Source organism: Duganella alba (genome assembly GCF_009674495.1).
Classification (GTDB): domain Bacteria; phylum Pseudomonadota; class Gammaproteobacteria; order Burkholderiales; family Burkholderiaceae_D; genus Rugamonas; species Rugamonas alba.
On sequence record NZ_WKJN01000024.1, the window covers coordinates 63,752 to 75,190 of the forward strand.

Consider the following 11,439-nt stretch of genomic DNA (forward strand, 5'->3'; position numbering starts at 1 on the left):
AATGAAAACACGATTACGACCTACCCTGCTGGTGATGGCAATCGCCATGACGCTGGCCGGCTGCGCAACAGTCGCCCCCGACACCCATCCGCTGGAACGGCGCGACCTCGCCAGCGCCGAACTGTCGGCCGGCATCAAGCTGGCCAACGAAGGCTGGCCGCAAGCCCAATGGTGGACCGCCTACCATGACGACCAGTTGAACGCCATCATCAAGCAGGCGCTGGCCGGCGGCCCGTCGCTCGAAGTGGCGGCCGCGCACATCGGCACCGCGCGTTCGTCGCTGTCGCGCAGCCTGGCCGACCTGGGGCTGGAAACCTCGCTGTTCGCCAACGCCAACCGCCAGCGCTATTCGGGCACCGGCCTGTTCCCGGCGCCGATCGGCGGCGCCTACTTCACCGAAGAGACGTTGCGGCTGGACCTGCACTACAACTTCGACTGGTGGGGCAAGAACCGCGCCCAAGTGGCGGCCGCCGTCGGCGAACTGAATGCCGGCCGTGCCTCCTATGCGGAAGCCGAACAAGCGCTGGCCGCCTCCATCACCCAGAGCTACTTCCGCCTGCAAGGCGCGTGGGCGCGGCTGGCGAATACCGAACAACTGGCGGCCACGCAAACAGCGCTGGTGCAGGACAAGGCCAAGCGCATCGCGCGCGGCCTGGCCAACGCCGACGAGCAGCGCGCCGCCGAAGCGGACCTGAGCCTGATCCGCAAACAGCAGGCGCAGCTCAAGTCGGACATCGAGCACGAGCGCGAAGCGCTGCGCGCGCTGGCCGGCGCCGACAACAAGGCCCTGGCTGACCTGAAGCCGGTGGCGCTGTCGTCCGCCCCGCACGCGTTGCCGGCGCGCCTCGGCATCGAACTGCTGGCGCGCCGACCCGATCTGCAAGCCGCGCGCTGGAAGGTCGAAGCATCGCTGAGCACGATCGACGCCGCCAAGGCCGCGTTCTATCCGGACGTGAACCTGACCGGCTCCATCGGCCTGGACACCGTCAAGGTGGAAAACCTGCTGCAGGCGGCCAGCCGTACCGTCTACCTCGGCCCGACCGTGTCGCTGCCGCTGTTCGACAGCAAGCGCCTGGACGCGCAGCTGGACGGCGCGCGCACCAACCGCAACGAACGCATCGCCGAATACAACCAGACCATCGTCAAAGCGGTGCGCGACGTGGCGCAGAGCGGCGCGCAGCTGCAAGGCATCGAACAGCAGATCGTGCAACAGGCCGAAGCCACCGGCTCGGCCCGCGCGCAGCTGGCGTCGGCGCAGGCGCGCATGGACCACGGCCTGGCCAGCAACAGCAGCGTGCTGAATGCGCGCCTGGCGCTGCTCAAGCAGCAGGACGCCGACCTCTATCTGCAACAAGTACAACTGCTGGCCGAAGTCGCGCTGACCAACGCGCTGGGCGGCGGCTATCACGAAGAAGCGCCGCTGGCGACTGCATCCAAATAAATCAACGGACCACATCATGAGCACTGTCACCACCCAACCTACCGAGAAAAAGCGCAAGTTCATGCTGGCCGCGATCACGCTGGCCTTCATCGCTGCGGGGATCGCCTACGCGGCGTATTACGAAATCGTGCTGTCGAAAATCCAGGAGACCGACAACGCCTACGTTGGCGGCAACCTGGTCAACATCTCGTCGCAGGTGACCGGCAACGTCACCGAAATCCGCGCCGATGAAACGCAGATGGTGCAGGCCGGCGCGCCGCTGATCCAGCTCGACGCGGCCGATGCCGACATCGCCTTGCAGCAGGCCGACGCCAGGCTGGGCGCCGCCGTGCGCCAGCAGCGCCAGCGCTACGCCGACGTGGCGCAGTACGACGCCAACGTCGCCCTGCGCAAGCTGCAACTGAAAAATGCCGAAGACGACCTGGCGCGCCGCAAGCCGCTGGCCGCCGACCATACGGTCTCCGGCGAGGAAGTGGCGCACGCGCGCCAGGCGGTGGACGATGCACGCGCGGCGATCGCGGTGGCCGTCAAGCAGGAAGAAGCGGCCAAGGCCGGCGTCAGCGGCGTGGCGGTGGCGCAGCATCCGTCGGTGCAGGCAGCCAAGGCGGACTACGTGCAGGCGTGGCTGGCGGCGCGCCGCAACACCATCCTGGCGCCGGTGTCGGGCTATGTGGCCAAGCGCAGCGTGCAGATCGGCGCTCGGGCGACGCCGGGCACCTCCCTGATGGCGATCGTGCCGCTGGATCAGCTGTGGGTGGACGCCAACTTCAAGGAATCGGAACTGAAGAACATCCGCGTCGGCCAGCCGGCCAAGGTGGAGGCGGATATGTATGGCAGCAAGGTGGAATTCCACGGTCGCGTGGTGGGCCTGTCGGCCGGCACCGGCAGCGCCTTCTCGCTGCTGCCCGCGCAGAACGCCAGCGGCAACTGGATCAAGGTGGTGCAACGTCTGCCGGTGCGGATTGCGCTGGATGCGAAGGAGCTGAAGGAGCACCCGCTGCGCATTGGCCTGTCGACCACCGTGTCGGTGGATGTCAGCAAGACCGATGGCCCGGTGCTGGGCGCGGCGATGCCGCAAACGCCGGTGTACACCACGCAGGCGCTGACGCAGCCATTGCAGCAGGCCGGCGGTGCGGCCGATGCGATCATCGCGCACAACCTTTAACCCGGTAAGGCGGGGTCTGACCCCGTACGGGGTCAGACCCCAAAGCGGAACGCCTTGCGGGGTGCGGCGTCACGCCAGCCGCTACCCCTTGAGCAGCTCGGTGTCGAGTTGGCGTATTGCCGTTTGGGCCTGGGTGATGACGCGCTCGGCGATCCGCTGACGCATGCCGGGCACGCGTCCCGCCGCTTCGGCTTCCAGCAAAATCGGCGTCAGCATCTGCAAGGCCGAGTCGCGGAAGCCCTCCGCCACCAGGTCCAGTTGCGCATTGAACGACTGCTCCGCCGCCAGCAGTTGCTTGCGCAACTCCTCCTCGAACGCCGCGCGCTTGTCGCGGATCTCGGTGCGCTTGCGCTTGCCGCCATCGGTGAACCACTTGAACGCCCCCGCCAGCAGCACCGCGCCGCCGACAAACGGCGCCACCGGCGCCACCACCGGCAGCACCACCGCCGCACCAATCAGATACGCCGCCGTGCCGGTACTGGCCGCCACCGCCGCACCGCTGACCAGGGTCACATTGGCCGCCGTATCCAGCTTGTTGACAATGCGCGTTCCCACCCGCAGGCGCGGCATCAGCTTGGCCAGCGCCGCATGGTGCTGACGCTGGAACACCGTCGCCTGCCCCAGCTTCATCCCCGACTGGAACAGCCGCAGATCCTCCTGCAGCAGCTGCAAGGCCTGCTCCTTGCGACGCACCACACGGTCCAGCCGCCGCTCCATCTCCTGCCCGAACTGGTTGCGGCTGATGCTGGCCCAGACATCTTCATCTTTCCATTTATCGGTATTGAGTCGGTCGCTCATCGCCAGTTCGATGGCATTGCCGGCATCATGCACCGCATCGTCGATTTCCTCCGACATCAGCCGCCGCTCATACGCCATGCGCTGCTCGACCAGCTGCAACCGCTGCGTGACCTGGCTTTTCAGATCATGCGCGGCGCTGACCAGCGAGCCAGCCGCCGCCTCGCCCACTGCCAGCAGGCGCGACTGCTCCAGGTAAATGTCGATATCGTGCGTGATAGCCGCCGTGGTGCTGCCGACCAGCTCCCGCAATTGCAGGTGGTCGATCTCGCCGGACTGGAAATGGCGCGCGTGATCGACCAGCGTCGGCTGGCCGGCCGTGCGGCCGAAGTCCGCCACCGCATCGGCCAGCGAACGGCCGCGCACCAGGCGCCGCGCTTGCTCGCCCAGGTTGGCCAGGATGCCACGCTCTTCCGCCGGCGGCAGGCGTTGCAGATCCTCGGCCGAGACGCGTACCGACAAGGCCTTGGCCAGCCGCTGCGCCAAGGCGCGGGCATCGGCGCCATGCAGCGCCAGCAGCGGGATCACCATGTGCAGCGCCTGTTCGCGCGCGGCCTGATCGATGCCGGTACAGCTGCGGCTGAGCGCGTTCAGCGCCCAGTCGACTTCGACGCCGGATTCGATGGCGTTCAGCACCAGCGCGGTAAAAACGGCGGAGGATTGTCCGTCGCCGGCGATATCGGTGACGGCGGCGAATTGCGCCAGCGTCAGGCTGCCCTCGTTGCCGGCGATGGCGCCGACCGCGCGCGCGTAGGCGGAGCTGAAGCTCTGGTCGGACGATAAATGTTCGTCCAGCGAACGGACGACGAGCTGCGACGACGGACTATTCACGCCTGCTCCAGTTGGTTGTGATGCCATTATTACATTGTAACTGAAGCGAGCTCAACGAGGCAGATAGCGCAGGATGGTGACAACGGCGCCGATGGTAACGCCAGTCTGGGCAAGGAACAGCGTGATGAACAGTCCAAGCATCCATTTCACCATATCAAACTTAAGGTCCTGCAGTTGCATATGCACCCAGTCCTTTGTGGCCAAGGTTTGCGTAAGGTTCTCCAGGACTTCTCCCAGCGCATCGGCGTGCGCAGTTGCCTGTTGGGGCGGCACGCCGCCCTCTTCCAGGTGCTTGCGGTATTTGGCTGATTCGACGGAGTTCATGGACACAGTATGCGCCACTCGCCGCCGAATTCAAGCAGCGCACTTTGATGCAGATCAGCCCCGCACCACCTCGGTCGACAAGATCAGCGTCTCCTTGATTTCCTCCATGACGACATAGCTTTTCGACTGCGCCGCCCCAGGCAAACTGAGCAGCATGTCGCCCAGCAGATTGCGGTACTCGGCCATTTCATGAATGCGCGCCTTGATCAGGTAATCAAAATCCCCCGACACCAGATGGCACTCCTGCACCTCCGGAATCCGCAACACCTCGCGCCGGAACTGCTCGAACGCCGGTCCGGACTTCTGGTTCAGCGTAATCTCGACAAACACCAGCAGCTTGGCGCCCAGCGACGGCGGATCGATGCGCGCGTGATAGCCGGTGATCACGCCATCGCGCTCCATGCGCTTGACCCGCTCGATGGTCGGCGTGGTCGACAGCCCGACCTGCTCGCCCAGGTCCTTCATCGAGATGCGCCCATCCTCCTGCAGGATCTGCAATATCTTTCTGTCCAGTTTGTCGAGACTTCTGACCGATTCTTTCTGAATTCGCATAAAAATCCACTATTTTCACGAAGATATACAGTAACAAACACTATACAAACGAGAATACCATAGCGGAATATCTGGCAGTTAAATAATCGGGGGACTTTATGCGTGTCGTAATCCTGGGTAGCGGCGTCATCGGCGTCACCAGCGCCTACTATCTGGCCAAGGCCGGCCATGACGTCACCGTGCTCGATCGCCAACCCGGTCCCGCCCTCGAAACCAGCTTTGCCAACGCCGGCCAGATCTCGCCCGGCTATGCCTCTCCCTGGGCCGCGCCCGGCATCCCGCTGAAAGCGATGAAATGGATGCTGCAACGCCACGCCCCGCTGTCGATCACGCCTGACGGCACGCTGTTCCAGCTGCAATGGATGTGGCAGATGCTGCAAAACTGCAATGCCGAGCGCTACGCCATCAACAAGGAACGCATGGTGCGTCTGGCCGAATACAGCCGCGACTGCTTCAAGGCTCTGCGCGCCTCCACCAGCATCGCCTACGAAGGCCGCCAGCAAGGCACGACCCAGCTGTTCCGCACGCAGGAGCAGATGGACGCCGCCGCCAAGGACATCAGCGTGCTGGAGGAAACCGGCGTGCCCTACGAACTGCTGAGCCGCGAACAGCTGGTCGGCGCCGAGCCTGGCCTGGCGCGCAACAAGCTGGTCGGCGGCCTGCGCCTGCCCAACGATGAAACCGGCGACTGCCAGCTGTTCACCACGCGCCTGACCGCCATGGCCGAAGAGCTCGGCGTCAAATTCCGCTACGGCATGGACATCACCGGCCTGGTCACCGAGGGCGACGCCATCAAGGGCGTCAAGTGCGGCGACGAACTGGTCACCGCCGAGTCCTACGTGGTCGCCATGGGTTCGTACTCGACCGCGCTGCTGAAAGAACTGGTGCAGATTCCGGTCTATCCGCTGAAGGGTTACTCGATCACCGTCCCGATCGTCAATGCAAGCGCCGCACCGGTCTCGACCATTCTGGACGAAACCTACAAGATCGCTGTCACCCGCTTCGACGACCGCATCCGCGTCGGCGGCATGGCCGAGATCGCCGGCTTCAACACCGAGCTCAACCCGCGCCGCCGCGAAACGCTGGAAATGGTGGTCAACGATCTGTTCCCGGGCGCCGGCGACACCGCCGCCGCCAGCTTCTGGACCGGCCTGCGTCCGATGACGCCGGACGGCACGCCGATCGTCGGCCGCACCGGCCTGCGCAACCTGTACATCAACACCGGCCACGGCACGCTCGGTTGGACCATGTCCTGCGGTTCGGCGCAACTGCTGTCGGACATCATCTCCGCGCGCCGTCCGGCAATCCGCGCCGACGACCTGTCGGTCAGCCGCTACAGCACCGCCGCCGGCGCCCGCCAGCCGCAATTCGCCAACGCCTGATCTCCCCGCCTCCCCGTTCGCGGCATCCGATCCGGACGCCGCGAACGTCTCCGCAGCGCCCCATTCCCACGCATTTGACGCCGCCGCGTCACGATCTGTCGCATTGCCGCCGCTCTTCGTCGAAGAACCTGCAACAACGCTGTGTTGAGCGTTGAGATTGGGCCCAAGCCTGCGTATAATTTTGACCATGAATAAACTTGAAGCATTCGGCCATATTGCGGCCCTGGCCATTCGTGGCGAACTCGTTTTCCCGACCAGCGTGAACGCCGCGCTGCGCGTACAACTGGCGTTGGATGATCCCGACTGCCCGATCGACACCGCCATCAGCCTGGTGCTGGCGGAACCATTGCTGGCCGCGAAAACCGTGGCCATCTCGAATTCGGCGATGTTCAACCGCGCCGGCGCGCCGGTGGTGACCAATGTGCGCGGCGCCATCATGCGCATCGGCTACCAGAACCTGTTCGCGCTGGCCGCCGCCATGGTGGTGCGCCAGTTCGGCAGCAAGATCACCGACCCGCAGGTGCGCAACATGGCCGAAAAGCTGTGGGACCACACCATCGCCGTCGCCGCGCTGGGACGTTTGATCGCGCGCCATGTCACCGGCGTCAATGAAGACACCGCGCTGTTCGCCGGCATCGTGCACGAAGTGGGCGGCTTCTACCTGCTGTCGCGCGCCGACGAATTCCCCGGCCTGCTGGATGAAGATCCGGAAAACTGGCATTCGGCCAGCGAGGAAATCATCACCCGCGAAGTGATGCGCAAGCTGTGCATCCCGGAGCCGGTGGCCGACGCCATCGAAGGCCTGCGCGACAGCTTCATGTCGATTCCGCCGGACACGCTGCTCGACACCCTGCTGCTGGCCAACCACCTGACGCCGGTGAAGTCGCCGCTGCAGGAGCCGCAGCGCGACCTGCCGCCGCACTCCGACTCCGCCATCGACCTGTTCATCGACGAACAGAAACTGGCCGCCATGCTGGAAGAAGCACGGCGCGACGCGATCGACATGAGCGCCGCCCTGCTGGTCTAACTTTTTACGCGGGCCGTCCGGCGCAGGGCGGCCCGTTGCTCTTTGTGGAGAATTGCATGCAGACTGCGCCCCTGTCCTACGGCTCCGATCAATCCGGCCTGGTATGCGGCTACCTGTTTGGCCGCGATGCCGACGGCAAGGCCCTGCCCCTGGACACCGACGCCGCCTGCGGGTGGCTCAAGGAGCGCGAGCAGCATCCGCAGGAATTCGTCTGGCTGCACTACAACCTGGCCAACACCGCCAGCGAGAAGTGGCTGCACGAGCACACCGCGCTGCCGGAGGAGTTCTACGACAGCCTGCATGAAGGCCCGCGCTCGACCCGCATCGAACTGGCCGACAACACGCTGATCGCGGTGGTCAACGACGTGGTGCACGATTTCACCTTCGAGCCGTCCGACATTTCCACGCTGTGGCTCAGCGTCGACAAGCAGATCGTCATCAGCGCGCGCCGCAAGCCGCTGCGCGCGGTCGACAGCCTGCGCAACGCGGTGCGCAACGGCGAGCCGATACGGTCGTCGGTAGAGTTGCTGATCCACCTGCTGCGCGACCAGGCCGACGCCCTGATCAAGATCGTGCGCGACGCCATCACCACCGTCGACGGCATCGAAGATAATCTGCTGGCCGGAAAACTGACCACCAAGCGCGCCAGCCTGGGCGCCTTGCGCCGGGTGCTGGTGCGCCTGCAACGCCTGCTGGCGCCGGAACCGGCGGCGCTGTTCCGCCTTCTGCAAAAGCCGCCGGCCTGGGTGGCGGAGATCGATGCGCAGGAGCTGCGCCAGTCGACCGAGGAATTCTCCATGGTGCTGGCGGACATGGCGTCGCTGCAGGAACGCATCAAGCTGATACAAGAGGAAATCGCGGCGCTGGCCAGCGAGGCCAATAACCACAGCCTCTTCGTGCTGACCGTGGTGACCGTGCTGGCCCTGCCGATCAATATCATCGCCGGTTTGCTGGGCATGAACGTGGGCGGCATTCCGCTGGCCCAGTCCGAGCATGGCTTCCTGGTGGTGGTGGTGATTGTCGCCAGCTTTACCGTGATCGCCGGCTGGCTGGCCTTCCGCCGCCAGCGCGACGTGAGCTAGGGCCGAGCGTCCGTACCCGCCAGGCGCCGGCCGCCGCCGCCGCGATGCCCATCGCCAGCGCGATCAGGTTGTCGCGCCGGTAATCGCCGCGCACCTGCCCCAGGCTGGCCACTTCCTTGCCGCCCACCGCCACGCCGTAGGCCGTGTAAAACGCGCCCGGCGCAAAGCCGATGCCGGTTTTCTGCTGGCGGAAGAACTTCACCGTGACGGGATACAGTTCGGCGTCGCGGATGGTCTGGCGCTGGCGACCGTCACCGTCGCCTTTGGCGTACAACACCAGCTGCTGCTGGTCCGACAAAGTGAAATACAGCGCGCCGCGCGTCTCCTGCTGCCACATCACGCGGCCGCGCGCCGTCTCCAGCTGCGCCGCCCGTGGAAAGCGGTATTCCAGCACACCGAACAGCGCGATCAGGCCGATGCCGAGCCACAGGAAAAAATACGCCCCGCGCTCGCCGGCAAACCAGTCTTTCATGTTGAGATGGCGTTGATGGAAATGCCAGCATCATACATGCACAAGCTTGACCACGATAAGTACCATGGAAGAATTGAGCGCCGCCACGCCAACCAGCGTGGTGATCATCCACTTCATGATGCGCGTTTCCAGATCGGATAGATCGGCCTTGGTGGCGAAGTTTTTCGCCATATGCTCGATGGTCGCCTGCATACTGGCCAGCGTAATATCGAGGCGAGCAATATCGTCTTTCGTGGCAACGGTTTTATTCAGCACCGCAAGGTCGCGTTCGACCGCCGTCAGGCGCCTGTTCAGCGCTGACAATTCTTCGCTCGGCTGTGTGGTGTCGGTTTCCATGCGATCCATCGTGCGCCTTCAAACCCAGCTCTGGCAAGCTGAGCAGGATTGATTTATGTCAAATACATGCCTTGCCGCTGACATCGGCAAATAAGTAAACTTTTTTGTTTACTTATTGTTGAGCCAGCACTACAGTGGAGGGCATGAAAACATCCTTGCTCATCTTCTCCGCCTGCCTGCTGGCCCTGCTGTCCACCATCGGCGCGGCGCTGCCGTATCCTATCCTGCCGCCGCTGTTCGCGGCCGGCGCCACCAATGGCCTGAACACCTTCCTCAACCTGCCGCCCAAGCTGCTGTTCGGTCTGGCGTTGACCATCAACCCGATCGGCCTGCTGATCGGCTCCGCCCTGCTGGGCCCGATGTCGGACCGCTACGGCCGCCGGCCGGTGCTGCTGATTACCGCTGTCGGCGCCGCCATCGGCCACGCCGTCACGGCCGGCGCGCTGCTGATCGAATCCTACCCGCTGTTCATCGTCGCCCGCTTCGCCACCGGCCTGCTGGAAGGCAGCGGCTCGGTCGCGCGCGCGCTGCTGGCCGACCGCCTCGAAGGCGACCTGCGCCGTAAAGCGCTGTCGTGGTTGAACGGCGCCTTCTACATGGGCTGGCTGGCCGGCCCGCTGCTGGCCGGCGCCACGCTGCAATTCGGCATCACCACGCCGTTCTGGGTCGCCGTCACCGCGCTACTGATTGTCGCCGCGCTGGTCGCCGTCACGCTGCCGCGCGAAGCGCCGTCCAACGCCACCACTTCCTGGTGGCAGGTGGCGCGCGACCGCCACGCGCTCAACCTGCTGCGCGAACCCGATCTGCGCGGCCTGTTCATCATCACGCTGGCCTACACCTGCGGCGTCACCGGCTTCTACGAGTTCTACCCGCTGTGGCTGGTGGAAGTGCCTGGCTACGGCGCCCAAGGCATCGCCTGGACCACCGCCGCCATGTGCGCCGTGATGACCGCCACCACCATCGTCGCCGGCCGGCCGTTCAAGGGCGAGCCGCTGCTGCGCGCCCGTCTCTACGCCTTTGCTGTGGCGGCCATCATCGCCGCGCTGGCCGCCAGCAACGCCACGCTCGGCATCCTGTGCATCGTCCTGTATGGCATACCGCATTCATTCTACAACGCCATCGTGCCCAACTATTGCGCCGAACGTTTCGGCGCCGCCCACGGCCAGGGCGCGGTGATGGGACTGATTTCCACCACCTTCTGCCTGGCCAACATCCTCATGGCGCTGGTCGGCGCGGTGCTGACCTTGATCGACACGCGTCTGATCCTGCTGCTCGGCGCGGCCCTCACCGCCTGGTCGGCCTGGCGCATGCAAAGCTGGCACCGCAGCATGCAGACGGAGGCGCTGGCATGAACACCGCCGACCAGACACTGTTCCTGATCAAGACGCGCGGCCCGCAAACCGCGCAGCAGCTGGCCGCGCTGCTGGACCTGACCTCGATGGGCGCGCGCAAGCAACTGGAATCATGGCAGGACAAAGGCATGGTCACCTACGAGGATGTGGCCGACAAGCCGGGCCGACCGTCGCGCCGCTGGCTGCTGACCGAAGCCGGCCACGCCCGCTTCCCGGACCGTCATGCCGAACTGACGGTGCAGCTGATCGACCAGGTGCGCAGTCTGTTCGGTGACGCCGGCCTGGACAAGCTGATCCAGTCGCGCGAAGCCAGCAGCGAACGCGATTACCGCCTGCATCTGGCCGGCGTCCGCGACCTGCCCGAGCGCGTGCAGGCGCTGGTCCAGGCCCGCACCGCCGAAGGCTATATGGCCGAAGTCGAATCGCAGGACGACGGCAGCCTGCTGCTGGTGGAAAACCATTGCCCGATCTGCGCCGCCGCCAAGCAGTGCCAGCAGTTCTGCCGCTCGGAGCTGGACCTGTTCCAGCGCGTGCTGGGACCGGACTGCTCGGTCGGCCGCGTGGAACACATGCTGGCCGGCGCGCGGCGCTGCGTGTATCTCATCAAGCAAATCTAAGGCATGGTGAAATATTTTGATAACTGTTACATTTTGATATGTTGCGGCGCGTTGCAAGCTGCA

General features: G+C 65.0%; 12 protein-coding genes. 7 read left to right on the forward strand and 5 right to left on the reverse strand.

Translation table 11 applies throughout. The features are described from left to right. The first annotated feature begins 1 nt into the window (after position 1). Together GJ695_RS21230 and GJ695_RS21235 are read left to right on the forward strand one after the other, a co-directional pair. Positions 2-1,441: an efflux transporter outer membrane subunit gene (locus GJ695_RS21230; protein ID WP_154368253.1), complete on the forward strand. Its 1,440-nt coding sequence runs from the start codon at positions 2-4 to the stop codon at positions 1,439-1,441. Positions 1,442-1,457: 16 nt separating this feature from the next. After that, positions 1,458-2,606, forward strand: coding sequence for an HlyD family secretion protein (locus GJ695_RS21235; RefSeq protein ID WP_154368255.1), 1,149 nt, complete (start codon positions 1,458-1,460; stop codon positions 2,604-2,606). 81 nt (positions 2,607-2,687) lie between these two features. Here GJ695_RS21235 and GJ695_RS21240 read toward each other — a convergent pair whose 3' ends face one another. The 3 genes from GJ695_RS21240 to GJ695_RS21250 are packed head-to-tail and all read right to left on the reverse strand — an operon-like array spanning position 2,688 to position 5,108. Further along, positions 2,688-4,232, reverse strand: a complete 1,545-nt coding sequence (locus tag GJ695_RS21240) for a hypothetical protein (protein WP_371866585.1) — start codon at positions 4,230-4,232, stop codon at positions 2,688-2,690. Positions 4,233-4,283: 51 nt separating this feature from the next. Further along, on the reverse strand, positions 4,284-4,556 hold the full coding sequence (locus GJ695_RS21245; protein ID WP_154368259.1) for a CCDC90 family protein: 273 nt from the start codon (positions 4,554-4,556) through the stop codon (positions 4,284-4,286). Positions 4,557-4,610: 54 nt separating this feature from the next. After that, complete coding sequence (locus tag GJ695_RS21250; RefSeq protein WP_154357867.1) at positions 4,611-5,108, reverse strand: Lrp/AsnC ligand binding domain-containing protein; 498 nt, start codon at positions 5,106-5,108, stop codon at positions 4,611-4,613. Positions 5,109-5,206: 98 nt separating this feature from the next. On the opposite strand from GJ695_RS21250, the gene GJ695_RS21255 reads away from it, so the two are divergent. The 3 genes from GJ695_RS21255 (at position 5,207) to GJ695_RS21265 (ending at position 8,599) form a co-directional block, all read left to right on the forward strand. After that, positions 5,207-6,490 carry a D-amino acid dehydrogenase gene (locus GJ695_RS21255; protein WP_154368261.1) on the forward strand — a complete coding sequence of 428 codons (1,284 nt, stop codon included), beginning with the start codon at positions 5,207-5,209 and terminating at the stop codon, positions 6,488-6,490. 187 nt (positions 6,491-6,677) lie between these two features. Further along, on the forward strand, positions 6,678-7,517 hold the full coding sequence (locus GJ695_RS21260; RefSeq protein ID WP_154368263.1) for an HDOD domain-containing protein: 840 nt from the start codon (positions 6,678-6,680) through the stop codon (positions 7,515-7,517). 56 nt (positions 7,518-7,573) lie between these two features. Next, the gene (locus GJ695_RS21265; protein ID WP_154368265.1) at positions 7,574-8,599 is read left to right on the forward strand and encodes a transporter; all 1,026 of its coding nucleotides are present in this window, start codon (positions 7,574-7,576) and stop codon (positions 8,597-8,599) included. On the opposite strand, the gene GJ695_RS21270 is transcribed toward GJ695_RS21265, so the two are convergent. Next, positions 8,547-9,071 (reverse strand): hypothetical protein, encoded by a 525-nt coding sequence (locus GJ695_RS21270; protein ID WP_154368267.1) that lies wholly within the window; start codon positions 9,069-9,071, stop codon positions 8,547-8,549. The two genes, GJ695_RS21265 and GJ695_RS21270, sit on opposite strands and share 53 nt — an antisense overlap. Before the next feature lie 30 nt (positions 9,072-9,101). Beyond that, a complete protein-coding gene (locus GJ695_RS21275) occupies positions 9,102-9,407 on the reverse strand; it encodes a hypothetical protein (RefSeq protein WP_154368269.1) in 306 nt (101 codons plus the stop codon). A 143-nt stretch (positions 9,408-9,550) separates the two neighbouring features. Between GJ695_RS21275 and GJ695_RS21280 the strand changes: the two genes are divergently transcribed. Beyond that, complete coding sequence (locus GJ695_RS21280; RefSeq protein WP_154368271.1) at positions 9,551-10,759, forward strand: MFS transporter; 1,209 nt, start codon at positions 9,551-9,553, stop codon at positions 10,757-10,759. Further along, positions 10,756-11,376: a helix-turn-helix transcriptional regulator gene (locus tag GJ695_RS21285; protein WP_154368273.1), complete on the forward strand. Its 621-nt coding sequence runs from the start codon at positions 10,756-10,758 to the stop codon at positions 11,374-11,376. The genes GJ695_RS21280 and GJ695_RS21285 overlap by 4 nt, the downstream gene beginning before the upstream one ends. The last annotated feature ends 63 nt before the right edge of the window (positions 11,377-11,439 follow it).